General features: G+C 52.8%; 23 protein-coding genes and 3 tRNA genes. 17 read left to right on the forward strand and 9 right to left on the reverse strand.

The window, feature by feature from the left end:
- The first annotated feature begins 51 nt into the window (after positions 1-51).
- The 12 genes from acnD to rplY all read left to right on the forward strand — a co-directional run bounded on the left by acnD (position 52) and on the right by rplY (position 11,039).
- The gene (gene acnD / locus K0I31_RS09400) at positions 52-2,640 is read left to right on the forward strand and encodes a Fe/S-dependent 2-methylisocitrate dehydratase AcnD (RefSeq protein ID WP_220080635.1); all 2,589 of its coding nucleotides are present in this window, start codon (positions 52-54) and stop codon (positions 2,638-2,640) included.
- A 58-nt stretch (positions 2,641-2,698) separates the two neighbouring features.
- On the forward strand, positions 2,699-3,868 hold the full coding sequence (gene prpF, locus K0I31_RS09405) for a 2-methylaconitate cis-trans isomerase PrpF (protein WP_220080636.1): 1,170 nt from the start codon (positions 2,699-2,701) through the stop codon (positions 3,866-3,868).
- A gap of 269 nt (positions 3,869-4,137) precedes the next feature.
- The gene (uvrY, locus tag K0I31_RS09410; protein WP_220045265.1) at positions 4,138-4,782 is read left to right on the forward strand and encodes a UvrY/SirA/GacA family response regulator transcription factor; all 645 of its coding nucleotides are present in this window, start codon (positions 4,138-4,140) and stop codon (positions 4,780-4,782) included.
- 31 nt (positions 4,783-4,813) lie between these two features.
- A complete protein-coding gene (gene uvrC, locus K0I31_RS09415; protein ID WP_220080637.1) occupies positions 4,814-6,643 on the forward strand; it encodes an excinuclease ABC subunit UvrC in 1,830 nt (609 codons plus the stop codon).
- A 47-nt stretch (positions 6,644-6,690) separates the two neighbouring features.
- On the forward strand, positions 6,691-7,248 hold the full coding sequence (pgsA, locus tag K0I31_RS09420) for a CDP-diacylglycerol--glycerol-3-phosphate 3-phosphatidyltransferase (RefSeq protein ID WP_011865624.1): 558 nt from the start codon (positions 6,691-6,693) through the stop codon (positions 7,246-7,248).
- A gap of 141 nt (positions 7,249-7,389) precedes the next feature.
- Positions 7,390-7,465: transfer RNA gene (locus tag K0I31_RS09425), tRNA-Gly, on the forward strand.
- Positions 7,466-7,477: 12 nt separating this feature from the next.
- A tRNA-Cys gene (locus K0I31_RS09430) sits at positions 7,478-7,551 on the forward strand.
- Between the two features lie 39 nt (positions 7,552-7,590).
- Positions 7,591-7,677 (forward strand) — tRNA-Leu (locus tag K0I31_RS09435).
- A gap of 205 nt (positions 7,678-7,882) precedes the next feature.
- Positions 7,883-8,449 carry a prepilin-type N-terminal cleavage/methylation domain-containing protein gene (locus K0I31_RS09440; protein WP_220080638.1) on the forward strand — a complete coding sequence of 189 codons (567 nt, stop codon included), beginning with the start codon at positions 7,883-7,885 and terminating at the stop codon, positions 8,447-8,449.
- A gap of 129 nt (positions 8,450-8,578) precedes the next feature.
- Positions 8,579-9,955, forward strand: a complete 1,377-nt coding sequence (locus K0I31_RS09445; protein ID WP_220080639.1) for a L,D-transpeptidase family protein — start codon at positions 8,579-8,581, stop codon at positions 9,953-9,955.
- Positions 9,956-10,066: 111 nt separating this feature from the next.
- On the forward strand, positions 10,067-10,615 hold the full coding sequence (gene mepK, locus K0I31_RS09450; RefSeq protein ID WP_220045070.1) for a peptidoglycan L,D-endopeptidase MepK: 549 nt from the start codon (positions 10,067-10,069) through the stop codon (positions 10,613-10,615).
- A 136-nt stretch (positions 10,616-10,751) separates the two neighbouring features.
- On the forward strand, positions 10,752-11,039 hold the full coding sequence (gene rplY / locus K0I31_RS09455) for a 50S ribosomal protein L25 (RefSeq protein WP_011865628.1): 288 nt from the start codon (positions 10,752-10,754) through the stop codon (positions 11,037-11,039).
- A gap of 96 nt (positions 11,040-11,135) precedes the next feature.
- Here the strand turns inward: rplY and K0I31_RS09460 are convergent, their stop codons facing one another.
- The 4 genes from K0I31_RS09460 to sodB form a co-directional block, all read right to left on the reverse strand.
- Positions 11,136-12,668: a SpoVR family protein gene (locus tag K0I31_RS09460; protein ID WP_220080640.1), complete on the reverse strand. Its 1,533-nt coding sequence runs from the start codon at positions 12,666-12,668 to the stop codon at positions 11,136-11,138.
- Between the two features lie 8 nt (positions 12,669-12,676).
- Positions 12,677-13,945: a YeaH/YhbH family protein gene (locus K0I31_RS09465; RefSeq protein ID WP_220080641.1), complete on the reverse strand. Its 1,269-nt coding sequence runs from the start codon at positions 13,943-13,945 to the stop codon at positions 12,677-12,679.
- Positions 13,946-13,992: 47 nt separating this feature from the next.
- The gene (locus K0I31_RS09470) at positions 13,993-15,927 is read right to left on the reverse strand and encodes a PrkA family serine protein kinase (protein WP_144199093.1); all 1,935 of its coding nucleotides are present in this window, start codon (positions 15,925-15,927) and stop codon (positions 13,993-13,995) included.
- 455 nt (positions 15,928-16,382) lie between these two features.
- Complete coding sequence (gene sodB / locus K0I31_RS09475) at positions 16,383-16,967, reverse strand: superoxide dismutase [Fe] (protein ID WP_011865632.1); 585 nt, start codon at positions 16,965-16,967, stop codon at positions 16,383-16,385.
- A 231-nt stretch (positions 16,968-17,198) separates the two neighbouring features.
- On the opposite strand from sodB, the gene K0I31_RS09480 reads away from it, so the two are divergent.
- Positions 17,199-17,549 (forward strand): Grx4 family monothiol glutaredoxin, encoded by a 351-nt coding sequence (locus K0I31_RS09480; protein WP_011865633.1) that lies wholly within the window; start codon positions 17,199-17,201, stop codon positions 17,547-17,549.
- A 119-nt stretch (positions 17,550-17,668) separates the two neighbouring features.
- Here the strand turns inward: K0I31_RS09480 and K0I31_RS09485 are convergent, their stop codons facing one another.
- Entirely contained in the window at positions 17,669-18,904 is a 1,236-nt protein-coding gene (locus K0I31_RS09485; RefSeq protein ID WP_011865634.1) for a uracil-xanthine permease family protein, read from the reverse strand.
- A 197-nt stretch (positions 18,905-19,101) separates the two neighbouring features.
- On the opposite strand from K0I31_RS09485, the gene K0I31_RS09490 reads away from it, so the two are divergent.
- Both K0I31_RS09490 and hda read left to right on the forward strand, forming a co-directional pair.
- The gene (locus K0I31_RS09490) at positions 19,102-20,232 is read left to right on the forward strand and encodes a DUF2066 domain-containing protein (RefSeq protein ID WP_220080642.1); all 1,131 of its coding nucleotides are present in this window, start codon (positions 19,102-19,104) and stop codon (positions 20,230-20,232) included.
- Positions 20,233-20,322: 90 nt separating this feature from the next.
- Positions 20,323-21,033: a DnaA inactivator Hda gene (hda, locus tag K0I31_RS09495; RefSeq protein WP_220045073.1), complete on the forward strand. Its 711-nt coding sequence runs from the start codon at positions 20,323-20,325 to the stop codon at positions 21,031-21,033.
- A gap of 142 nt (positions 21,034-21,175) precedes the next feature.
- Here hda and K0I31_RS09500 read toward each other — a convergent pair whose 3' ends face one another.
- The 3 genes from K0I31_RS09500 to bepA all read right to left on the reverse strand — a co-directional run bounded on the left by K0I31_RS09500 (position 21,176) and on the right by bepA (position 23,475).
- A complete protein-coding gene (locus K0I31_RS09500) occupies positions 21,176-21,547 on the reverse strand; it encodes a DUF2069 domain-containing protein (RefSeq protein WP_220058297.1) in 372 nt (123 codons plus the stop codon).
- Positions 21,548-21,561: 14 nt separating this feature from the next.
- Positions 21,562-21,909 carry an arsenate reductase (glutaredoxin) gene (gene arsC, locus K0I31_RS09505; RefSeq protein ID WP_220080643.1) on the reverse strand — a complete coding sequence of 116 codons (348 nt, stop codon included), beginning with the start codon at positions 21,907-21,909 and terminating at the stop codon, positions 21,562-21,564.
- Positions 21,910-22,017: 108 nt separating this feature from the next.
- Positions 22,018-23,475 (reverse strand): beta-barrel assembly-enhancing protease, encoded by a 1,458-nt coding sequence (bepA, locus tag K0I31_RS09510; RefSeq protein ID WP_144199106.1) that lies wholly within the window; start codon positions 23,473-23,475, stop codon positions 22,018-22,020.
- 169 nt (positions 23,476-23,644) lie between these two features.
- On the opposite strand from bepA, the gene K0I31_RS09515 reads away from it, so the two are divergent.
- Both K0I31_RS09515 and K0I31_RS09520 read left to right on the forward strand, forming a co-directional pair.
- Positions 23,645-23,866, forward strand: a complete 222-nt coding sequence (locus K0I31_RS09515; RefSeq protein WP_144199108.1) for a sulfurtransferase TusA family protein — start codon at positions 23,645-23,647, stop codon at positions 23,864-23,866.
- Positions 23,867-24,033: 167 nt separating this feature from the next.
- Positions 24,034-25,134 (forward strand): AI-2E family transporter, encoded by a 1,101-nt coding sequence (locus K0I31_RS09520; protein WP_220080644.1) that lies wholly within the window; start codon positions 24,034-24,036, stop codon positions 25,132-25,134.
- Between the two features lie 72 nt (positions 25,135-25,206).
- Here K0I31_RS09520 and K0I31_RS09525 read toward each other — a convergent pair whose 3' ends face one another.
- Positions 25,207-26,094 carry a LysR family transcriptional regulator ArgP gene (locus K0I31_RS09525; protein WP_220080645.1) on the reverse strand — a complete coding sequence of 296 codons (888 nt, stop codon included), beginning with the start codon at positions 26,092-26,094 and terminating at the stop codon, positions 25,207-25,209.
- Positions 26,095-26,137: the final 43 nt, after the last annotated feature.

The raw sequence follows: 26,137 nt of genomic DNA on the forward strand, positions 1-26,137 counted from the left end.
GGGGCTGTTTTGGTTTGCTTGCTTCAACTCTTAAATCGTTTGGATGATTTTATGAACTCTCTACATCGTAAACCGCTTCCCGGCAGCGCGCTCGATTACTTTGATACCCGCGCCGCCGTCGAGGCCTTAAGCGCAGGCGCCTATGACAAACTGCCCTATACCGCTAAGGTGCTGGCAGAAAACCTGGTAAGACGCTGCGAGCCCGAACTGCTTAACGACGCCCTGAGTCAGCTCATCGATCGTAAGCGCGATCTCGACTTCCCCTGGTATCCGGCGCGCGTCGTGTGCCACGATATTCTCGGCCAGACGGCACTGGTTGATTTGGCTGGTCTGCGTGATGCCATCGCCGAGAAGGGCGGGGATCCTTCAAAGGTTAACCCTGTGGTGCCGACTCAGCTGATCGTGGATCACTCGCTGGCGGTTGAACATGCGGGCTTTGAAAAAGATGCCTTCGAGAAGAACCGCGCGATTGAAGATCGCCGCAACGAAGACAGATTCCATTTCATCAACTGGACCAAGACGGCCTTTAAGAATGTCGATGTGATCCAGCCCGGCAACGGCATTATGCACCAGATCAACCTGGAGAAGATGTCGCCGGTGATCCAGGCCCGTGATGGTGTGGCCTTCCCCGATACGCTGGTGGGTACCGACAGCCATACGCCTCACGTGGATGCGTTGGGCGTTATCGCCATAGGTGTTGGCGGTCTGGAAGCCGAGAACGTCATGCTGGGTCGCCCATCCTACATGCGTCTGCCGGATATCGTCGGTGTCGAGCTGACGGGTAAGCGTCAGAGAGGCATCACGGCCACGGACATCGTGCTGGCTCTGACCGAGTTTTTACGTCAAGAGAAAGTGGTTTCAGCTTATCTTGAGTTCTTCGGTGAAGGCGCCGCGGATCTCACCCTTGGGGATCGCGCCACCATCTCCAACATGACCCCTGAATTTGGCGCCTCGGCGGGTATGTTCTATATCGACCAGCAGACCATCGACTATCTCACCATCACGGGTCGTGATAGCGAGCAGGTCAAGCTGGTGGAAAACTATGCCAAGACCACGGGTCTGTGGGCCGACAGCCTGAAAGATGCTGAGTATGAAAGGGTACTGACCTTCGATCTCTCGAGCGTCGTGCGTAATATCGCCGGTCCTTCTAACCCGCATCGCCGCGTGGCAACCAGCGAGCTCGCCAGTCAAGGCATCGCCGGTGTGGTCGAGCAGGATGAGAAGCTGATGCCAGATGGCGCAGTGATCATCGCCGCCATCACCAGCTGTACCAACACAAGTAACCCAAGAAACGTGATCGCCGCGGGCTTGCTCGCCAAGAAGGCCAATGAGCTTGGCTTAGTGCGTAAGCCCTGGGTGAAAACCTCTTTCGCGCCTGGCTCTAAGGTGGCCGAGCTTTACCTGAAAGATGCGGGGCTTCTGCCTGAGCTGGAGCAACTGGGCTTTGGTATCGTAGGCTTTGCCTGCACGACTTGTAACGGCATGAGTGGGGCACTTGACCCTGTGATCCAGCAAGAGGTGATCGACAGAGACTTGTATGCTACCGCCGTATTGTCGGGCAACCGTAATTTCGACGGTCGTATCCACCCCTATGCCAAGCAGGCGTTTCTGGCCTCGCCGCCGCTGGTGGTGGCCTATGCTATCGCTGGTACCATCAGATTCGATATCGAGAAAGATATCTTAGGTCATGATGACAAGGGCGGGCCGATTCGCCTCAAGGATATCTGGCCGAGCGATGAAGAGATCGATGCCATCGTCAAGGCGAGCGTTAAGCCGCAGCAGTTTAGGGATATCTACACCCCTATGTTCGACCTGGCGGTGGACTATGGAGAGGATGTGAACCCTCTGTATGATTGGCGTCCACAGAGTACCTATATCCGTCGTCCTCCCTACTGGGAAGGCGCGCTTGCCGGTGAGCGTACCCTGAAGGGCATGCGGCCGCTGGCGGTACTTGGGGATAACATCACCACAGATCACCTCTCGCCTTCAAACGCCATCTTGGCGAGCAGCGCCGCCGGCGAATACCTGGCGAAGATGGGCCTGCCAGAGGTGGACTTTAACTCATACGCGACCCATCGGGGCGACCATCTTACTGCCCAGCGCGCGACCTTTGCCAACCCTAAGCTGATCAACGAGATGGCGTTGGTGGACGGTGAAGTTAAGCAAGGCTCACTGACTCGCCTAGAGCCAGAAGGTGAGGTGATGCGTATGTGGGAGGCGATCGAGACCTATATGGATCGCAAGCAGCCGCTGATCATCATCGCCGGCGCCGACTATGGTCAGGGATCGTCCCGTGACTGGGCGGCCAAAGGGGTGAGACTGGCTGGGGTTGAGGCGATTGTCGCCGAAGGCTTCGAGCGTATTCACCGTACCAACCTGGTCGGTATGGGTGTACTACCGCTGGAGTTCAAGGCCGGTGAAAACCGCCACACCTATGGTATCGATGGCAGCGAGACCTTCGATGTGATCGGTGAGCCCACGCCGAGAGCGGATCTGACTGTAGTGATAACTCGTCAAAACGGTGAGCGTGTCGAGGTGCCTGTGACCTGTCGTCTGGATACCGCCGATGAGGTACTTGTCTATCAGGCAGGCGGTGTGTTGCAGCGCTTCGCGCAGGACTTCCTCGAAGCGAACGCCTAAGGGCAGTCAATAGCGGGTAGGGCGATTATGCCTTGCCCGCTTCTTAAAGGATAAGCCAATGAAACAGATGAAAATTCCGGCAACCTATATGCGCGGCGGCACCAGCAAGGGTGTCTTTTTTGCGTTAAAGGATCTGCCTTTAAATGCCCAGCAGCCGGGTCCGGCCCGAGATGCCTTATTGCTTCGGGTGATCGGCAGTCCAGATCCTTACGGCAAGCAGACAGATGGCATGGGCGGGGCTACATCCAGCACCAGTAAGACGGTGATTCTGGATAAGAGTCAACGCGATGATCATGACGTGGATTACCTCTTCGGTCAGGTGGCCATAGACAAGCCTTTCGTCGATTGGAGCGGTAACTGCGGTAACCTGACCGCGGCGGTGGGCGCCTTTGCCATCACCCAAGGCTTGGTGGATAGCGCTAAGATCCCAGACAACGGCATAGCCGTGGTGAAGATCTGGCAGGCCAATATCAACAAGACCATCATCGCCCATGTGCCTATGGTGGATGGTGAGGTGCAGGAGCTGGGGGATTTCGAGCTCGACGGCGTGACCTTCCCGGCGGCAGAGGTGTTGGTGGAGTTTGTCGACCCCGCCGATGGCGAGGGTGATATGTTCCCAACGGGTAATCTGGTCGACAAGCTGGAGGTGCCGGGCGAGCCTGTCTTCGATGCCACCTTTATCAATGCCGGTATCCCTACTATCTTCCTCAAGGCGGAGCAGCTGGGCTACGAGGGGACTGAGCTGCAAGAGGCGATTAACGGCGATGCCGCGGCGCTTGAGCGCTTTGAAACTATTCGCGCCCACGGCGCCTTGCAGATGGGGCTGATTCAGTCTCTCGATGAGGCCGCTGGTCGTCAACACACGCCCAAGATTGCGTTTGTGGCGCCGGCTAAGGCCTATACCTCTTCTAGCGGCAAGCAGATCGCAGCCGATGAGATAGACCTGCATGTGCGGGCGCTGTCTATGGGTAAGCTGCATCATGCCATGATGGGAACAGCGGCGGTAGCCATAGGCACGGCGGCATCGATTCCCGGCACCTTAGTCAATCAGGCGGCCGGCGGGCAGGCCCGTGAGAGCGTGCGTTTTGGTCATCCCTCTGGCACCCTCAAGGTGGGCGCCAAGGCAAGCGAGCAAGATGGACGCTGGCAGGTCGAAAAAGTCAGCATGAGCCGCAGCGCGCGCGTGCTGATGCACGGCTGGGTCTGCGTGCCCGAGTCCTTGGGTTAAGGCGATACACACTCGATAAAAAGGATGCCTCGGCATCCTTTTTCGTTTGCAGATGATAGTGCTTTAGTATGAAGGGCAGCTAGGACTTAAGCTTGAGTGCTATAATTGCGCCATAAGCTTCCTGGCGGATAAAAATAGTTCACTTATAATTCATAAGCTTAGTTGCACTTAATTTCCGCTTTCTTCTTAACCCCATTTGGGATAAATTACAATCTGTTGCCGACATGCCGTCTATGTGGGCCGAGTATTAGCTGAAGGGTAGATTGAAGTTGATTTCTGTATTTTTAGTTGATGACCATGAGTTAGTCAGAACAGGAATCCGCCGCATCCTCGAGGATGAGCGCGGTATCAAGGTTGTCGGCGAAGCAGGGGATGGCGAATCTGCCGTGCAGTGGTGCCGTAATAACGAGGCTGACGTGATCCTGATGGACATGAATATGCCTGGCATTGGCGGACTCGAGGCGACCCGTAAGATCCTGCGCTATCAGTCCCACGCCAAGATCATCGTCTTAACCATACATACCGAAGATCCTTTCCCGACCAAGGTGATGCAGGCGGGCGCCTCAGGTTATCTGACCAAGGGAGCGACGCCGCCCGAGGTGATACAGGCAATTCGTCAGGTGGCACACGGCCAGCGTTATCTGTCGCCGGAGATTGCTCAGCAGATGGCCCTGAGTCAGTTCAACCAGTCGGAAGAAAATCCGTTTAAGTCCTTGTCTGAGCGCGAATTGCAGATCATGATGATGATCACCAATGGCGAGCGGGTCAGCGATATCTCTGAGCAGCTCAACCTGAGCCCCAAGACGGTCAACAGCTATCGTTATCGCTTGTTTGCCAAGCTTGGGATTAGCGGCGATGTCGAGCTGACCCGATTGGCGATCCGCTACAAGATGTTAGATACCGGCCAGTTCTAGTGTTAACCCGCGTGACTTTTATGGCCTCGATGTGACAGATAGCTTTAATGCGACCCAGTTTTTAAAAACCGTTTCCTCCTCTGCCGGCGTTTATCGCATGTACGATGCACAGGGGGTCGTTATCTATGTGGGCAAGGCCAAAGATCTCAAGAAGCGCCTCAGCTCCTATTTCAGACGTAATCTGCCCAATGTAAAGACTCAGGCATTGGTGTCTCACATCGCCAATATCGATGTGACCCTGACCCCCAGCGAGACCGACGCGCTGATCCTGGAAAACGATTACATCAAGCAGTACATGCCCAGATACAATGTACTGCTTCGAGACGATAAGTCTTATCCCTATATATTTTTGAGTGGCCATCGTCATCCAAGGCTTGCCTATCACCGCGGGCCACAGCGGGAGAAGGGGCACTATTTTGGTCCCTATCCCAATGGCGGCGCGGTGCGTGAAAGCCTGCATCTGATGCAGAAGCTGTTTCCTATCCGTCAGTGTGACGATCTTTACTATAAGGCGCGCTCCCGCCCCTGTTTGCAGTATCAGATCGCCCGCTGCAGCGCCCCCTGTGTGGGTAAGATAAGCGATGAAGATTATGCCGAACAGGTAAAGCTGGCGAGCCTGTTTCTGCGGGGCAAGGATCAACAGGTGATCGCCACCTTGGTGGCCAAGATGGAGCAGGCAGCTATGGACCTCAATTATGAGGATGCCGCCCGCTATCGTGACCAGATCAGTGCGCTTCGCCGCGTCGCCGAGCAACAGGAGGTGTCCAGCGACTCTGGCGACATGGATGTGATTGGCGCTTACTACGCCTCTGGCATCGCCTGTTTCCATCTGCTGTTTATTCGTAACGGTAAGATCTTCGGCAGTCGCAGTTATTATCCTAGCGTGCCGGACGAGACCGAGGTCAGCGAGGTGCTGCGTGCCTTCATGTTGCAGTTTTATCTGAATGTCGACAGCCAGCGCACCCTGCCGAGAGAGATAGTGGTTAGCCACGAGTTTGAAGATATTCATGAGCTGGAGGAGGCGATCGCTCAAGCCTCCAATAGACGCCTGCAGATCAAGACCAAGGTCCGTAGCGAACGCGCGAGTTTCCTGCGTATCGCCGATGCTAACGCCAAGAATGCGGTAGAGACCCGTCTGTCCCACCAGAATACCGTCGAGGAGCGTTTCTTACTGCTGGAAGAGGCGCTGGAGCAGAGTCAGGCGATCAATCGCATGGAATGTTTCGATATCAGCCATACCATGGGGGAGAGCACTGTTGCCTCCTGTGTGGTGTTTAATCGCGAAGGGCCGAGCAAGGGTGAATATCGCCGCTATAATATTTCAGGGATCACCCCGGGGGACGACTACGCGGCGATGAAACAGGCGATCGGTAGGCGCTTCGATAAGATAGAGGCAGACGGCAAGATCCCCGACATCCTCTTTATCGATGGCGGCATGGGACAGCTGAGGATCGCCCAGAAGGTGGTAAATGAAAAGTTTGCTCACCTGGATGTGGCGCCGACGCTCATCGGTGTGGCAAAGGGGGAGGGGCGCAAGCCCGGACTGGAGACTCTCATCTATGGCGAGAACGAGGTGGCTTTTAGCTTACCGGCAGATTCCGGCGCGCTGCATCTGATCCAACATATTCGCGACGAGTCACACCGTTTCGCGATAACCGGCCACCGTAACAAACGTCAGAAGACCCGTAATACCTCGTCGCTCGAGTCTATCCCAGGGGTGGGGCCTAAGCGTCGTAAAGCGTTGTTGCAATACTTAGGTGGTTTACAGCAGGTTAAGGGGGCCAGCGTAGCGCAATTGTCTAAAGTGCCGGGCATTAGCCTAGAAATGGCACAAACAATACATGATGCGTTGCGAGGGTGAGAAAATTAAGGCAAGATTGGCGCTGCTTTTAGATAATTGGTTTTCACATGCCGTTTAATGTACCGATAGCTCTCACATTTTTTAGATTAATATTACTACCTGTTTTTGTAGTGCTTTTTTATGTGCCTTACACTTGGTCACCCTTTGCGGCAGCCTTCGTATTCTGGCTGGCGGCGGTGACCGACGCATTAGATGGCTACGCGGCGCGAAAATTACAGCAATCGACCCGTTTCGGCGCATTCTTAGATCCTGTTGCCGACAAGATCATGGTGACCACGGCGTTGGTGCTCTTGGTGGCAGAATATAAGAGTATCTGGCTGACCCTGCCGGCGCTGTTTATGATTGGCCGTGAGATAGTGATCTCAGCGCTGCGTGAATGGATGGCCGAGATCGGCAAGCGTGGCGCGGTTGCCGTGTCTTGGATAGGCAAATATAAGACAGCGGCGCAGATGGTGGCCATCATAGGCCTTATCTGGAAGCCTAACGAGTTTCTAACTTACACGGCGATGGCACTGTTTTACGTGGCGGCTATCCTGACGTTTTGGTCCATGGTGAGCTACATTATGGCGGCCTGGGCGGATCTCACAGACGAATCGAACAATTAAAATGCAATGCGATCACTTAGTGTCCAAACAGTGCATTAAGGTGAAATAGGGCGTTGACACTTGAGGGTAAATAGGTAGAATGCCAATCCGCGGTCAGGGGAAAGCGTGTTAAGACTCTGACGCGGAAATAAGATGAAGTAAGCGACATTAGCTCAGTTGGTAGAGCGATACCTTGCCAAGGTATAGGTCATCGGTTCGAACCCGATATGTCGCTCCAATCTTAACCTAAGGCGCGATGGCAGAATGGCTATGCTGCGGATTGCAAATCCGTCGATCTCGGTTCGACTCCGGGTCGCGCCTCCACTTTATGTTTTAATGCAAATATGCGGTAAAACACACTTTGCCCGAGTGGTGGAATTGGTAGACACAAGGGATTTAAAATCCCTCGCTGGTAACAGCGTGCCGGTTCAAGTCCGGCCTCGGGTACCATCAATTGATGACAAAAAGGCCTCAACGCAAGTTGGGGCCTTTTTGTTTGTTCACTAAAAATCTCTATTTAATTATTAAAAATCATGTGCCTATCGCATTTTGCACTTTTGCCTGCTGGGGTTTTGCTAAAGGCGTAATACAATTAATGGAAGAGTCGTTTTACTGCATTGTTTTAATGTATTGCTTATTAAGGTCTTGAATTCAGATGCGTAGAGTAAGCGGATTTACCCTGATTGAGTTAGTGGTGGTGATTGTTGTGTTGGCGATACTGGCCGTGGTTGCCTTGCCAAGGTTTATCTCTGTCGGCCAGGATGCCCACGACAGCGCGGCGAAGGGAGCGTTTGCCGCCTTTAACTCGGGTGTGTCCCTCTATCACAGCTGCTGGGCGGCTGCAGGGGCGAGTGGTCATGTGGTGGACCTTGCCTGCTTTGGTGATGGTACTATCGATTCGACCACCACAGGCTACCCGCTGGGGCAGACAACCCAGACAAGTGGAAACAATGGTACCCTGCTGCAAGGGGAGTTTTGTCGTCAACTTTGGGAAGGCTTGTTAGATAATAACGACTACCAGCTGGCGCCACATGATAATGCGTCGTTTGGTGGCAGTAACGATATCATCTACTGGTACTCTGGTGGCGAGATCAGTAATAGCAACACCTATTGTTACTTTAACTATATTCGCGACAACAGAGCAAAAGGCAGTGAAAACTGGCAGTTAAGGTACTATCCGGGCACGGGCAAAACCTTAATCACACGTTCGACCCTCAGCTAACACGGGTCCTAGCCTTCTTTTTCAACATGCTTGGTTTGTTAGGACCGGGCATTAGCTTATAAAAAATCCGTCTTTAGTCGCCTAGGTTGGCCTGTCAACTATGAGCCATAATTATCCAAGGAGGTTTTTATGGCTTTGAGACGCATTTTCATATTGCTTCTGCTGTGTTGGTCATGCTTAGGTGTTGCCGATGAGCGTCTCGCTGCGGCAAATCAGGCGTTGCTCGATCAGGTGGAAGTGATCCACCTTGCCAGTGCCTCCAGCGAGTTTGAGCGCTATCGTGAGCAGCTCAGCGCGGAAAGAGCGCTCTCTCCAGGAAGGCTCTATACCATAGCCCAGGCCGCCGCTCAGTTTTGGCAGCGCCAAGGCATAGCGACCGGCGAGTTTCCTTCAGCGCCTGACGATCCCTATACCAGCGTGATCGCCAGCGAGCCCCAGGTAGCCGATTATCTGATGCTGAGTAATCGCGTGCGCTATCTTCTTTGGTTGGCGCGCCATGAGTCCTGGTTGCCACTCGAACCACAGGGCTGGCTAAAGCCCGGTGACAGTCATCAAATCATTCCCGAAATAAGAGTGCGCCTGCAGGCCTTGGGGGACTATCCCCAGGGGGATACCAGTGGCCTCTATTTCGATGAGACGTTAAAAGCGGCCATGATCAAATTCCAGACCCGCCATGGCCTTAAGCCAGATGCCATCATAGGCCCCGCAACCCTGAGTTGGCTTAATCGCACTCCCAGAGAGCGTGCTCAACTCTTGGCGGTTAACTTTATCCGCCGGGCCGAATATCTGGCTGACATAGGGGAGCGTTATCTGCTAATTAATATCCCCGCCTATGAGATGTGGTTGGTGGATGATAACCAGGTGGCGCTCAGGTCTAAGGTGATCGTCGGTAAGCCCTATCGCCAGACGCCTATCATCAGTGGCGAGATAAAGAATCTGGTGCTTAATCCCAGCTGGCGGGTGCCGCGGCGCTTGTTGACTCATGATCTCCTGCCCAAGGTGAGAGAGGATGGCAGCTACATCAGCAGTCGCAATTTCGAGGTGTTTGACTATCAGGGAGAGCGGGTCATCAAGAGTGACGATGAATGGCGCGACATCGCCAAGGGTAAGTTTCCCTATCGGCTGGTGCAAAAGCCTGGGGTTGGAAATACCCTGGGACGATATAAGTTCTTCTTTCCCAACGAATACAGCGTCTATCTACACGATACCTCAGATAAGGCGTTGTTCCAGCGCAGCGACAGGGCGCTCTCATCGGGTTGTATTCGGATTGAAAAGGTTGAGCAGTTAGCCAACTGGATGGCTTCGCATCTGGTGCGTGATAAGCAGACCTGGGTACGTATGCAAATCGAGCGTGATAAGACCCAGTGGTTTGCCTTCGATGCGGGCCTGCCTATCCATCTGGTGTATTGGACCTCTTGGCTGGATGGCGACAATGTTGCCCAGTTTAGAGATGACATATACAAAAAGAATCAAAATATTAGTCTGAGTTTGCACGCCGCTAAATAGCCGCTAGCCCAGTGTTTGTCTGGCCTCTGGCAAAAAGTAACACTTGATCTCCCCCTAAATTAAGGTTAATTTGTCCGCTGTTTTGGTTAAAAAGTAAACGGTGGTGTTGATGTGACGATAGTTTGTCCTGCGCGTAGGCAGTTGTTATTAGGCCTAGGTGGTGTAGCAATGTTTTCTATGGTGCCGTCTAAAGCGCGAGCGAGCCGCTCGACACAAGGAGTAAGATCCCTAGGGTTTTACAATAGGCATACAGGAGAACGGGGGCAGGGAAGCTATTGGATAGATGGTGATTATCAAACAAATACCTTGAATGATTTTAATCACCTGTTGCGGGATCATCGTCAAAACGAGACGGCGCCCATGGATAAGCGTCTCTTCGATCTGCTTTTTTCGCTGAAGCAGACCCTACAGGTTGACGAAGATTTTCATGTGATCTCAGGATATCGCTCGCCTAAGACCAATCAGATGCTGGCCAGTCGCAGCTCTGGGGTGGCGAAGAAGAGTTATCATATGAAGGGGATGGCGATGGATATCGCGCTGCCTGACGTCAATCTTAAAGATCTGCGTGATGCGGCGATCTCCCTAAAGCTCGGCGGTGTTGGTTATTACCCAAGCTCAGGCTTTGTGCACGTCGATACCGGCCCCATCCGTACCTGGTAAGCTAAATGCCGGCTTTGACTCACTTAAGGTTTGTTAAAGCCGGATCACTGTGCTAGTATTCGCTCGCTTTAAATGAGGTCATTGTTGGTCGAAAGCGATGATCACCTATATTACTATTGATTTAAGTGAGTAAATTATGTCTTACACAATTACCGCACAAACCCGCACTGAAATTGGGAAAGGTTCGAGCCGCCGCCTACGTCATGCTGGTAAAGTTCCTGCAGTTATCTATGGTGCGGGCAAAGAAGCCGTTTCTATCGAATTCGAACACCGTTCAATCATCAACATCCAAACTAACGATGATTTCTACAACAGCGACATCACTATCGTTCTAGACGGTAAAGAAGTTAAAGTTCGTGTTCAAGCTATGCAACGTCACGCGTTCAAGCCTATGATCGAGCACGTGGATTTCAAATTCGCTTAATAGCGGATCTGAAATAAAAAAAGCGCCTTAGTGGCGCTTTTTTTATGCCCTTATTTCCCGTATCCCTCTTTACCCATTCCTTTTTTTTCTATCCCCCTAAGAAGCAGGATCAGATTCCGAGAGCTTTTCCGGACAACTGGCAATCACTATAGGCTCGCCCTGATCGTTAATCTCTTCCAAGGTGACATTGAAGCCCCAGAGCCTGTGCAGGTGTTTGACCACCTGCTGGCAGCTCTTATCCAGTGGAATGCGATTGATGGGGATGTAGCGCAGCGTCAACGAGCGATCGCCAGAGATGGCAACGCTTTGCACCTGAATGTTAGGTTCAAGGTTAGACAGGTTGTACTGCTGGGACAGTGTCTGGCGGATCTCCTGGTAACCCAGGTCGTCATGGATCGCCGAAATACTGAGATAGTTTTTCTTGTCATCGTCTAAGATACTGAAAAACTTGAACTGGCGAATGATGTTAGGTGACATATATTGGCTGATAAAGCTCTCGTCTTTAAAGTTTTCCATGGCGAAGTGCAGGGTATCGAGCCAGTTGCTGCCGGCGATATCGGGAAACCAACGTTTATCCTCGTCGGTGGGCGACTCGCAGATGCGGCGGATGTCGACAAACATGTTAAAGCCCAGAGCATAGGGGTTTATGCCTGAATAGTAGGGGCTGTTATAGCTCGGTTGGGCGATCACATTGGTGTGGTTCTTCAAAAACTCTATCATGAAGCGGTCGGAGACCAGCCCCTCGTCGTAGAGGTGGTTGAGAATCGTGTAGTGCCAAAAGGTGGCCCAGCCTTCATTCATCACCTGGGTCTGCCTCTGAGGATAGAAATACTGTCCCATCTTTCGCACGATCCGCACTATTTCTCTCTGCCAGGGCTCGAGCAGGGGGGCATTCTTCTCGATGAAGTAGAGAATATTCTCCTGGGGCTCGGCGGGAAAATTGGGGGCGCTCTGCTGCTTTTGGGTGTCTGGCGTCAGGGGGATGGTACGCCAAAGATCGTTCACCTGGCTCTGCAGGTAGGCCTCACGCTCTTTCTGGCGTACCTTTTCCTCTTTGAGTGAGATTTCGCTGGGGCGCTTGTAGCGATCGACGCCGTAGTTCATCAGGGCGTGGCAAGAGTCTAACACTAACTCTACCTGCTCCTCACCATAGCGCTCCTCACACTCCCTGACATAGTTTTTGGCAAACACCAGATAATCGATAATAGAGCTGGCGTCGGTCCAGGTCTTAAACAGATAGTTGCTCTTAAAAAAGCTGTTGTGGCCGAAACAGGCGTGCGCCATCACCAGCGCCTGCATGGTAATAGTATTCTCCTCCATCAGGTAGGCGATACAGGGATCTGAGTTGATCACTATCTCGTAGGCCAGCCCCATCTGGCCACGCTTATAGCCTTGCTCGGTTTCGATAAACTTCTTACCAAAGGACCAATGGGTATAGCCTATGGGCATGCCTATCCCTGCATAGGCATCCATCATCTGCTCGGCGGTGATCACCTCAATCTGATTCTTATAGGTATCCAGACGGTAGTGATCCGCCACCCGTTCGATCTCGGTGAGATAAGATTCCAACAGCTCGAAGGTCCAGTCCGGGCCGTCATCTAATACAGTGCGCTTCTTTTTTGAACTCATAAGGCCCCCTAAACAGCTTGTTTCTTAAACAGTTCTCTAAATACAGGGTAGATGTCCTCGGCCTGTTTAATGTGCTGAACTGCAATATTGTCGTGAGTCTTCTGTAGTCCTTCGTATTCACGCCACAGGGTCTGATGGGCGCGGTTGGTGATCTCGATATAGCTAAAGTAACGCACCACAGGTAGCAACTTACGCTCGAGGATCTGGCGGCAGGTGGGGGAGTCATCGGCCCAGTTGTCTCCGTCCGATGCCTGGGCCGCATAGATGTTCCACTCGCTCTCTGGATAGCGCTCACGCTGGATCTCATGCATCAGCTTAAGCGCACTGGAGACTATGGTGCCGCCGGTTTCCTGGGAGTAAAAAAACTCATGCTCATCCACCTCTTTAGCCTGGGTGTGGTGCCGTATGTAGACCACCTCCAGATTCTTATAGGTGCGGGTGAGAAATAGATAGAGCAGGATATAGAAGCGTTTGGCCATATCTTTGGTGGCCTGATCCATAGAGCCAGACACATCCATGAGACAGAACATCACTGCCTGGCTCGAGGGCACTTCGCGCTTAGCGAAATTGTTGTACCTGAGATCGAAGGTGTCGATAAAGGGCACCTTGGCAATCTTGGCCTCAAGCTCCGCTATCTGCTCCTTCAGGGCGATGATCTTCTCCGCCTCCGAACCGGGTGTCTGCTCAAGGGCTTCTAGCTCTGTCTTAAGTTCTTTCAGCAGCGCCTTCTTCGAGGAGGACATGGCGATCCGCCGTGCCAAGGATGAGCGCAGCGAGCGAATGATGTTGATATTGGCCGGCACGCCATCATTGGTAAAACCGGCGCGATAGGTTTGATACTCCACTAGTTTGTTGAGGCGATTGCGCTGCAGGTTAGGGAGTTCGAGATCTTCAAACAACAGTTCCAAATATTCATCTTTGGAGATCTGAAAGACGAAATCGTCCTGGCCCTCGCCTGAGTTAGACGCATCCCCCTGACCGCTGCCTTGTCCACCGCCTTGGGGCGGACGCTCAACCTTATCGCCGCGAGAGAATTGATCATTACCCGGATGCACCCGCTCGCGCATGCCCCCTTGTCCCTGATGAAAGGTGGGCTCGCTGATATCCCGGGTCGGGATGCTGATCTTCTCGCCTTTATCTATGTCGGTCACGCTGCGCCGGGTCACGGCGTCACTGACCGCCTTCTTGATCTGTTGCTTATAGCGGTTGATAAAACGTTGACGATTGACTGTACTCTTTCCCTTAGTATTCAATCTTCTATCGATAAAATTAGCCATGCGCACCTCCCAAGACTAGCGGGGAGCAAGCTCCCCGTGTACGGGTATCAAGATGATTTACGAACCCGTAAATACCACTCAGACAGGAGTCTGACCTGTTTCTTGGTGTAGCCTTTCTCCATCATGCGATTGACGAAATCGTCGTGCTTACGCTGATCGTCTGTCGAGGTCTTGGTATTAAATGAGATAACCGGCAGCAGATCTTCCGTGTTGGAGAACATCTTCTTCTCGATGACGGTACGCAATTTCTCATAGCTGGTCCACAGCGGGTTAGAGCCTTCGTTGTTGGCCCTGGCGCGCAGCACGAAGTTAACAATCTCGTTGCGGAAGTCTTTCGGGTTACTGATCCCCGCAGGTTTCTCTATCTTCTCAAGCTCGGCATTGAGGGCGGCGCGATCGAACAGCTGGCCTGTCTCTGGATCGCGGTACTCTTGATCCTGGATCCAGAAGTCGGCGTAGGTGACATAACGGTCGAAGATGTTCTGGCCATATTCCGAATAGGATTCCAGGTAGGCGGTCTGGATCTCTTTACCGATGAATTCGATATATTTAGGGGTGAGATAGCCTTTTAGGAACTCCATATAGCGCTCTGCCGTCTCGGCAGGGAATTGTTCCTGCTCGATCTGGCGTTCCAGCACATAGAAGAGGTGCACAGGGTTGGCGGCGATCTCGCTGTGATCGAAGTTAAACACCTTAGAGAGGATCTTAAAGGCGAAGCGGGTAGAGAGCCCTTGCATCCCTTCATCCACACCGGCATAGTCGCGATACTCCTGATAAGACTTGGCCTTAGGATCGGTATCTTTGAGGCTCTCGCCATCATAGACCCGCATCTTAGAGTAGATGGAAGAGTTTTCCGGCGCCTTGATGCGCGACAGCACACTAAACTGGGCCAACGTCTCTAGGGTATAAGGCGCGCATGGCGCCTGAGCCAGCTCTGAGTTGGTGAGCAGTTTCTCGTAGATCTGGATCTCTTCTGACACCCTGAGGCAATAGGGCACCTTGACTATGTAGACCCTATCTAAGAAGGCCTCGTTGGTCTTGTTGTTTCTAAATGTGGTCCATTCCGACTCGTTGGAGTGCGCCAGAATGATGCCGTTGAAGGGCAGGGCCGACAGGCCTTCGGTGCCGTTATAGTTACCCTCCTGGGTGGCGGTCAGCAAGGGGTGCAGCACCTTGATTGGCGCCTTAAACATCTCGACGAACTCCATCAGGCCTTGGTTGGCACGGCACAAGGCGCCCGAGTAGGAGTAGGCATCGGCGTCATGTTGGGCGTAGTGCTCCAGCTGACGGATATCTACCTTACCGACGAGCGATGAGATATCCTGATTGTTCTCATCGCCCGGCTCTGTCTTAGCTATCCCAATCTGATCCAGGATGGCGGGGAAGACCTTGACCACCTTGAACTGGGAGATATCGCCGCCAAACTCATGCAGGCGCTTCACCGCCCAGGGTGACATTATGGTCTTGAGGTAGCGCTCGGGTATGTTGTATTCGTTCTTAAGCAGCTCCCCATCCTCCTCCGGATTGAACAGACAGAAGGGGTGGTCGTTGACTGGGCTGCGTTGGCCATTGGCGCTCAGCACATAGATGGGCACTTTCTGCATCAATGATTTGAGTTTCTCGGCCAGGGAGGACTTACCGCCCCCCACAGGGCCGAGCAGATAGAGGATCTGCTTAGATTCTTCCAGCCCCTGGGCCGAATGTTTGAGGTAGGCGACGATCTGCTCGATAGAATCTTCCATGCCGTAAAAATCTTTAAAGGCGGGATAACGAGAGATAAGCCTGTTGGAGAAGATGCGGCTAAGGATCGGATCTTTAGAGGTGTCTATGACCTCCGGCTTACCGATAGCCGTAAGCAGTCGCTCGGCCGCCGATGCGTAGGCTATCCTGTCTTCTTTACAGATAGCCAGAAACTCTTGCAGTGAATACTCTTCATCTAATTTTTTTTCATAGCGCTGTTGATAATGCTCGAAAATGCCCATGTTCCACCCCCTGAAAAGCCAACGATATGTCTTAAGGGACAACTGAAAATCAGTGACCTACTACTAATAATAGTCTCTAAACGAGATCTGGGTATCAAAAAAGACAATAAAAACAATGACAAACAGTTGCAAATGCAATTATTGCAACTGTAGTGGCCTGATTAGGCTAGTTTGCTTCGATGGCGTTGGGGCTGCTTAGTTGTGGAGGAATGGAGAGTAAGAGCGGTGATGAGACATCGAATTTAAGAGACTATTTTCAACAGATGTTGAGTGTGTATTTAAGTGCATTCTTGAGTGGGTAATGTGCGGGCGATATCGGCTACTTAGCAATGAATTTAACTCGTTCGAGTAGCTCGAAATGCGTTGCTAGCCTGAGTTAGCGTAAGGGGATAAGGTTTTTGCCTGGCAATAAAAAAGGAGCCGGGTGGCTCCTTTTCAAATCCGGTTGAATTAGATTAAGCAGCGAAGTTGCTGTTAACGAATTCCCAGTTAACCAGGTTCCAGAACGCCGCCATATAGTCAGGACGTACGTTACGGTAATCGATGTAGTAAGCGTGCTCCCAAACGTCAACAGTCAGAAGTGGTGTAACACCTTCGTCAGTCAGTGGGGTAGCAGCGTTGCTAGTGTTAACGATGGCCAGGCTACCGTCAGCTTTCTTCACTAACCAAGTCCAAGCGCTACCGAAGTTGTTAACGGCTGCGTCGGTGAACTGTGCCTTGAATGCATCGAAAGAACCGAAGGCTGCGTCGATAGCTGCGGCGATGTCGCCAGTTGCCGCGCCGCCAGCGTTAGGTGCTAGACAGTTCCAGTAGAAAGTGTGGTTCCAGATTTGAGCTGCGTTGTTGAAGATGCCGCCAGTAGAAGTCTTAACGATCTCTTCTAGGCTCTTTTCGGCAAGTTCAGTACCTTCAACAAGACCATTTAGTTTCACTACATAGGTGTTGTGATGCTTACCATAGTGATACTCGATGGTTTCCTGGGAAATATGGGGCTCGAGTGCGTTCTTCGCATAAGGCAGTGCTGGTAATTCAAAAGCCATGTTTTTTCTCCATTGACATTCAATTGTCTTTTTAGGTTTGCTCACAGAGGCACATTCTACCTGATAAAGTTGTGATGTGAATCATTGTTTGTTTGATTTTTTAGATTAATTCAATCGATAACCTAACTCAGTGAATAACCCTGAAAAAAGTAGGTTTTCGTTATCTGTGAACCTAGCGTACAATAGGCTAAATTTGTTGACGTAGCTTTGCTGCAAAATTTAGGAAAGAAGATGGACACAAACGAAACTGTAGAAAAAATCAAACAGCAAATCGCTGAAAATCCTATCATCGTTTACATGAAAGGGTCTCCTAAGCTTCCTAGCTGTGGATTTTCTTCGCAAGTGGCGCAGATCATGATTAACTGCGGTGCTCAATTTGCCTATGTTGATATTTTGCAGCATCCCGATATCCGTGCCGAGCTGCCTAAATACGCGAACTGGCCAACCTTCCCACAGCTTTGGGTTGAAGGCGAGCTGATTGGTGGTTGTGACATCCTGACCGAGATGTATCAGAAGGGTGAGCTACAGACTCTGATCGCCGATACCGCTGCCAAATATGCTGATCAAGAGGGTGAGGCTTAATCTTAATTGAGCCAAGCTGAAGGTTAATCCTTCCTATCCGATAAGAAAAAGCCCTTCAAATGAAGGGCTTTTTTGTGTCTAAAATCCATGCATCAAGCATGCTGACTGTCCAGAGTTCCTTAGGCGACTTCCTGCTCCTGACGGGCGTGGGTCTCGGGCAGCAGTAGGTTCATGGTGATGGCCACAATACCGCAAAGGCTGATCCCCGTGAGGCTGAAAGAGCCGATACCAAATGCCATGCCGCCGATACCAAAGACCAGAGTCACGCCAACGATGCAGAGGTTTCTTGGCTCGCTGAGATCCACGTGATTCTTGATCAGTGAGTTCAGGCCGACGGCGGCGATTGAGCCGAACAGCAAACACATGATGCCGCCCATCACAGGTACGGGGATGGTCTGCATAAGCGCGCCGAGCTTGCCGATAAAGGCCAGCAGAATGGCGGTGATGGCGGTCCAGGTCATGATGGCTGGGTTGAAGGCTTTGGTTAGCGTCACAGCACCAGTTACCTCAGAGTAGGTGGTGTTTGGTGGGCCGCCGAGCGCCGATGCTGCTATGGTCGCGATACCGTCACCGCTCAGGGTGCGGTGCAGGCCAGGCTTCTTCATATAGTCTTTACCTGTGACGTTTGAGATCGCTAGTATGTCACCGATATGCTCGACCGCCGGGGCGATGGCCACGGGGATCATGAAGGCGATCGCGTGCCAGTTAAATTCAGGCGCCACAAAGTTAGGCATAGCCAACCAGCTTGCCTGGGCGACTGGGGCAAAGTCGACAACACCGAAGAAGAGGCTGAGACCATAACCCACTATGATGCCAGCCAAGATTGGCATTAGTTTAACGATACCCTTGGCAAAGATCGCCACCGCTATGGTGGTCAGCAGTGAGGCGAGGGAGATAATCAAGGCATGCTCCGGGTCGACCAGAACCAGTCCGCCATCGCCGCTCTTACCGAGCGCCATGTTGACGGCCACAGGCGCCAGACCCAGACCGATCACGATAATCACAGGACCCACAACTACCGGTGGCAGCAGTCTCTTGATGAAAGCATCACCTCTGAATTTCACTAGGGTGGCCAGCACCAGATAGACGCATCCTGCAGCCATCAGGCCGCCCATGGTCGCGGGAATTCCCCAGGTTTGTACACCGTAGAGGATGGGAGCGATGAAGGCGAAGGAGGAGGCGAGGAAGATGGGGACTTGGCGTTTGGTCACCAGCTGGAAGAGCAAGGTGCCAATGCCGGCGGTAAAGAGGGCGACGTTGGTATCGAGCCCGGTTAACAGCGGCATCAATACTAAGGCGCCAAAGGCGACAAACAGCATTTGCGCGCCCTGTAGGGGGATTGCTAAACGTTTCATTGTTATTCTCTTTTTATGGCTAAACCGCACAATGTTAACGTCTTGCTAGCATATTTGCACTTAACTTGATCACATTCTCCGGCTTGCCTCGTTAAAGCCATTGAAAAAAGCGAATTTGACGACGTTTGCAGACAGGCATGGTCAAGGCTTATGTGTTACACTGCCGCCATTGTATTCGTGAATAGATATAGATACGGATGTTTAAGAGTCTTTTTTCTGTGGTGCTCGCCGGTACGTTTTGCGCCGCGAGTCTTAATGTTGCCGCCGTCGAGGTGACCGAGCTGGACAGGAGTGCGATTAAGATCGTCGATCGCAGCCAGCAGGTAAAGAATCAGGCGCTAAGCCAGGCGATGCAAGAGGTGGTTTTGAAAAATACCGGCGATCGCGCCGCCCTCAGCGCGCCTTTGGTGGCCCAAGCCATTGCCGAACCAACCGCTTATATTCGTCAGTTTGGCTACCAGGAGCAGGGCGGCGAGCAGTTCCTGCAGGCTTCATTCGACCACAGTAAGATCATCAGCCTACTGCGTCAGGCTCAGCTACCCGTTTGGGGTAAGCAGCGCCCACTGACGCTGTTGTGGCTGGCACAGGAGAACGAGGGCAAGCGTGAGCTACTCAACGACTCCTCTGTGCTGGAGAGTCGCAGCCTGATCGCCAATATGTCGCAGACGCGCAGCGTGCCCATGCTACTGCCTATGATGGATCTCGATGATTCTATGGCCATCAGCGTCACCGACGTGCGTGGTATGTTTGCCGATACCGTGGCTAAGGCAAGTCAGCGTTATGGCAGTGACTACTTTGCCATGGTGTCGCTGGATAATCAGCCAGATGGCCAGGTGAGCTATCAGTTGTCCCTCTTCCCGGTAAATAGCGAGCAGCCGCTGTTTAACCCCTTGACCACACAATCGGCTCAGGTTACCGATATGGACGCGGCGGTAACGGCGATCTTCGAGGCGATCAGTCAATATTATGTGGAGCGCTACGCCATTGCCGATAGCGGCGAGGCGAACAGCACTCAGCTGACGTTCGTCGAGATCACCGACCGTCAGCAGCTGCTGGAGATTGAGAAATACCTGCATCAGCTCAGTGCGGTTAAGTCTGTGTCTCTGACTAAGCTGCAGGGGATCACCGCCGAGTTTTCCTTGCAACTCTTTGGCAGTGAAGAAGATCTATATCGTTTGATCAGCCTGGAGCCTAAGATCCGCGGCCTGGAGCAATCAAATAGCCCGGATCAGCTCAACAATCAGTCGCAACTGGGCGTCGATGAGAGGGTGGATCCGTTATCATCGTCACAGACTCCACGCCACGAGTATATTTGGCAAGGACGTTAAGGTAAGCTGGGCGCCTAATGGTAATATGCTGAGTGCTAAATTAGGCCGCCCAGGCAATACAGTTACAAGATAAGATCGAGATCCCTATACGTGTCACCCCATTCACCGGTACAACTTTCTTTACCCGTCTATCTGCCCGATGATGAGACCTTTAACAGTTATTATCCCGCGGCCGGTAACGACGAGCTGATCCAGAGCCTGCAGGCATCTGCCGAAGGGCGGGCCAACAAGGCCGTGTACCTATGGGGCCCGGTCAAGGCAGGGCGTACCCACCTGATGCACGCCACTTGTGCCAGAGCCAATGAGCTCAATCGTAGCAGCTTCTATCTACCGCTTGGCATACACGCCAGCATCTCCACCGAACTGCTAGAGGGTCTGGAACAGTTAGATCTCGTCTGCATCGATGATATCGATGCCATTGCGGGGCATCCTCTGTGGGAGGAGGCGCTGTTCGATCTTTATAACCGGGTGGCGGAACATAAGCGCTGCGCCCTGGTGGTGAGTGCCAGTGCAACGGCCAGCGATGCAGGATTTGCCCTGCCGGATCTGGTGTCTCGTATGCAGTGGGGGCTGACCTATCAGCTACAGCCTATGGCCGATGAGGAGAAACTGGCGGCGCTGCAACGCAGGGCTGCGATGCGCGGATTACAGCTGCCGGAAGATGTGGGGCGCTTCCTGCTCAATCGTCTGGCGCGGGATCTGCGTACCCTGTTCGATGTGCTCGATCGCCTGGACAAGGCATCACTGGTCCATCAGCGTAAGCTCACCATTCCTTTCGTGAAAGAGATGCTGCGCCTGTAGGGCTTGTTTTAATCGCGTTGGTCTCCTAGCGCTTTTAACGGTCAGCATTTTAGCTATCAGGATATCAAGTCGTTAACTACTCACCACAAAAAAGGCACCTTATCGGTGCCTTTTTACGTTAGATGCCTGTTTATCTAGCCAGCTATTTCTTGCGCTTCTTCAGTCCCAGGCCCAATTCGCGACCGCGAATGCGCGCGTAGAAGGGCAAGGTGACCATTAAGAGGCTCAGTAGTGCCACCTCGCAGATGGCGAAGACCAGCGCCGTCTCGGTGACATAGAGCAGGGTCAGGCCATGCAACATATAGAGGCAGATGATGAAACTTGCCCAGGCATAGGTGTAGGGCTGACCGGTTAAGATCCCCTTAAGCGGTGCCAGCAGGGGCAAGATCCACAGCAGGCTGAAGATCAGCGAATATTGTCCGGTCAATCCCTGATTGCCAAACCAGGCGGTCATCAACAGCAGCAGCGCCACATAGGCAGCGCGGCTAATTTGAAACAGTGTCTTTGAGCTCATTTCGACTCTCAGCCTTACAGAATGGCCAGTACGTTTTCTGGGGGGCGACCAATTGCCGCCTTACCGTTTGCCAGCACAATAGGACGTTCGATCAGCTTAGGAGTATCGACCATGGCCTGAATAAGCGCCTCGTCGTCGGTGACGTCGGCCAGGTTCAACGCCTTGTATTCCTCTTCCTTGGTGCGCATCAGCTCACGTGGCGCTAGGCCGAGCTTATCTAAGATGCTGTGGATCTCCACCTTGGTCAGTGGTGTCTTGAGGTATTCGATTACTTGGATATCGCAGGCTTTCTCTTCCAGCAGCGCCAGGGTCTGGCGGCTTTTAGAGCAACGAGGGTTATGAATTATGCTTACTTGCGTCATGGCAGTTCTATCCATATCTAGAAATTTGCCGCCATTCTACTGCAAAAGGTGAGCCGAGTCACAGGGCCTTGGCTCACCTTTATTGGTTTAAAGCAGTTTGTGATTGCTTTAAAGCAGTTCGAGCTGTTTCTTAGATTGTTTGAACTGACGGATCCTGGCCTCGATTTTAGCCAGTTGCAGCGGATTTTTCTCCGACAGCCGGTAAGCAAAGTTGAGCTGATCTATGGCGCCATCATAGTCCGCAGCCAGGGCCATGGTCTCCGCCTTAACAAAATGCTCCATGGCGCGGTTACCTGTCTGCTTGTAGGCATCGCTCAGCAACTGTAGCGGCAATTGATTCTGCTTATCGAGGAAGATCATATCTTCCAGCAGGGGAATGGCCTGTTTGGCCTTACCATTTTCGATAAGCGCGTTGGCCAGGTTGATGTTGATCACCTGAGAGGTGGGCTTGAGCTTGCGCTCACGGGTCAGTAGATCGATCGCCTGTTGATGCTCATGGCGCTCCAGCAGAAGATCTGTCTTAGTGTCGATATAGAAGAGGTTATTGGGATCTTTGGCGAGCAGCTTGTCTATGATGACCTCAGACTCCTTGGCCTTCTCGGCGCGCAGCAGAGCAAGTGCCTTACCGTACAGGGCCGCCTCTTCAAATTGGTAGCTGTTCTTTCTTATCTGGTCGTTAAATAGCGCCAGCGCCGCCTCTTCGCTGTAGCTAGAGAAGCGCACCTGAATACGCGCCTTGGCTAGCTGAAAATCCAGATTATCGGCCACATACCTGTGGGGATATTGCGCCGCCCGGTTTCTCGCCTCGGCAATTCGCGATTCGGGCAAGGGGTGCGTCAGCAACATCTGTGGCGGCTTAGTGGTAAAGCGATAGCGTGTGGCCAGCTTAGAGAAGAAGTCCGCCGCGCCGTTCGGATCGAAGCCGGCGTCGACCAAGATCTGCATGCCGATACGGTCTGCCTCTTTCTCGTGCAGGCGGGTGTAGTTGATCTGCGCCTGAGTCGCTAGGGCCTGGGTGGTCGCCATGGCGGCCATGCCCACCTGAGGCACCGCAATGGTGAGCAAGATAGCGCCTAGCAGACCCGCTATGGTCGCCGGAGAACTCTTCTGCTGGGCCTCGAGAGAACGCGCCAGGTGGCGCTGGGTGACGTGGGTGATCTCGTGGCCCAATACCGAGGCCAACTGGCTCTCGTTATCGGCGTTGAGGAACAAGCCGGTATGAACCCCCACATGGCCGCCGAAGAAGGCGAAGGCGTTGATCTCATCGTTTCTAAGCAGGAAGAAATAGAAGGGGGTCTTTACCCCTGTCGCGTGGGCCACCAAGCGGTTACCCAGTTCGGTCAGGTATTGATTGAGTACGGGATCGTTAAGCATGGGCGCCGATGAGCGGATCACCCGCATATAGGCGTCGCCGTAGCTGTTTTCTTTCTCCAGGCTGAAGGTGTTCACCGCAGCGGTGCCAAGATCCGGCAGATCGTTGTTGGCAAAGCCTAAGGGGGCGATAGAGAACAGGGCCATCGACAAGGCACCGGCAACCAGGGATTTTGCTTTGTTAACTTTACTCAAACTTATCCTTAGCGTTTATAGATAACTGGGTCTGCTTTGTTGGAACCAAATCGGGCCAATTAGTTCAGTTTCTCTGGCCCATGAGGCGAGCGGTTCGCCATCATTGTTCGCTTGTGGTTTCACTGGAGACTTAGGATAATAGCCCGAGTTTGCCTTTAGCAAGATCATTATGACTTTTATTGACTTAACCCACTACCGATGTCCCCTGGCCTTAGTTAAGCTAAAGATGGCGCTCAAGCAGTTGCCCTGTGGCGACGTGCTGCGGGTACAGCTTAAAGACAGTGGTTCACGCCAGGATGTGCCCAGGTTTCTTGAGAAGGCCAACTGGCAATATGTTGAAATACAAAATGATGCTGAGATCTTGGTGTTGTCGATAACCCGAGGCGACTAAATTTTATCTGGGGGAGTTTTAGATATCGACCCTAACGCGCCTTTAGATAGAAATGAGTCTTTAGCTTCAGAGGCACCGATTAATTATTTTTCATGATGCTCGATGTTGCAGACCTAAACGCTTAATTTACAGAGCGGTGGGTCTTGGTTTCTAAATAGGAAGAGTAGATGTTTTCAATCATTACCAATTGGTATAAAGAGAGATTTAGTGATCCCCAGGCGGTGACCCTGATGCTGATATTGCTCGGGATCGCCCTGATCATCTATTTTGCCGGCGGGCTCCTGGCGCCCTTGCTGGTCGCCCTGGTGCTGGCATTTTTGCTTGAATGGCCGGTAGCGCAGATGGTCAAGATAGGCATCAACCGCACCACGGGGGCCTCACTGGTACTTGTGCTGTTTGTTGGCGTGATGCTGCTGATCACCTTCGGCCTGGTGCCCAGTATCTGGCGTCAGGGGGTGGCTCTGGTGACGGATCTGCCTACCATGTTGGATAAAGGTTTCATCACCCTCAAGGGCTTCGTCGAGCTGTATCCGCAGTTTTTAAGTGTCGAGCAACTCGACGCCTCGGTGGGCGAGCTCAAGAAGCTGCTGGATACCCAACACATACTGGATCTGGGTAAACAGTTGATCGGCTACTCGGCATCACTTTTGGTGCTCATGGTCTACGCCATCTTAGTGCCACTGCTGGTGTTCTTCTTCCTCAAGGATAAAGATGAGCTGGTTCGCGGCAGCAAGCGTTTCATCCCCGCCAATCGCGACCTGGCCCGTAAGGTATGGCTGGAGATGAATCAGCAGATCTTTAACTACATTCGGGGCAAGGTGATCGAGATAGTCATCATAGGCGCCGCAAGTTATATCTTCTTCGCCATCATGGATCTGCGTTACGCCGCGCTGCTTGGGGTGTTGACTGGCTTCTCCGTGTTAATCCCTTATGTGGGCGCGACCCTGGTGACTCTGCCGATCGCTCTGGTGGCCTTCTTCCAGTGGGGCATAAGTCCGGAGTTTGGTTATCTGATGCTGGGCTACGGTATCATTCAGGCGCTGGATGGTAACCTGCTGGTGCCGATATTGTTCTCCGATGCGGTGGACCTTCACCCTGTGTTTATTATCGCGGCCGTACTGGTCTTCGGTGGACTCTGGGGCGTCTGGGGCGTCTTCTTCGCCATTCCGCTTGCCTCCCTAGTGAAGGCGGTGGTGAATGCCTGGCCTAAAGCCGATAAGCCTGAGCAGGAAAAGCCTAAGACTGAAGCAGAGCAGGGCGCTGGCTGATCTGTGTTTAAACGTTAAAGGAGCCGCTTGGCTCCTTTTTTGTGGCAAGTATACATAGAAAGTGTTTGTGGCTTATCTCAACGCCTGTTTGGCCGTCGCCGCCAGGGCGCGGTAGACAAGTGTGGTCTGCTTGGCCTTGATGTTCCAGTGTTGCCAATAGAGGGGCACCTTCATGGTGCAATCTGTGGCGATCAGTTTTAACGCGCCCCTTTGCAGCAGTGGTTCGGCCTGAAGATGGCCCACTAGGCCGTAACCCATGCCCAGCAATATCGCCTCCAGAAAGCTCTCGGAGGAGGGGATCTGATGCTCCCGCCATTGCTCAGGCTCAATGCCAAAATGCTCCCCTAAAAACTTCTCATGGAGCTTATCTTTGGTGGAGAACACCACGGCTGGCGCCTGACGCAACCGGCTAGGCGTTACACCATCGGCAAAATACTCCTGAATAAAGTCCTGGGTGGCAACACACAAGTACTCCATCTGGCCAAGGTACTCGCTGGAGCAGCCCGCCAGCGGCGCCTCTGTGGTGGTCACGCAGCCTACAGCCTCGCCGCTTTTCAGCAGATGGTGAGTGTAGGACTCATCGTCGACAATCAGCTCCAGCAGCCAGCGGTGGCGCTTAAACAGCTCGGCGAGGGCGGGCAGAAACCAGGTGGCTAGGCTGTCGGCATTCACGGCTATCTTCACCACTGTGGGCAGTGAAGGATCGTCGGCGTCGATCTCGGCGCTGAGTTCGCTCTCCAGCAGGCTTACCTGGGCGTAGTGCCTGAGCAGACGCTTGCCCATGGGGGTCGCCTGTACAGGATTACTGCGGATAACCAGGGTCTGGCCGACTCTCTCCTCTAACGTCTTGATGCGCTGGGACACGGCTGATTGGGTGATAAACAGAGCCTTGGCAGCGCGCTCGAAGCCGCCTTCGGCGATCACCACGCTCAAGGCTTTCAGGTGGGCGTAATCCAGCATGCTATTCTCCAGGCTCCTACTTTTAATGGTTATAAGCCTGGCT

The sequence above is a fragment of the Shewanella spartinae genome (genome assembly GCF_019457555.1).
GTDB classification, from domain to species: Bacteria; Pseudomonadota; Gammaproteobacteria; order Enterobacterales; family Shewanellaceae; genus Shewanella; species Shewanella loihica.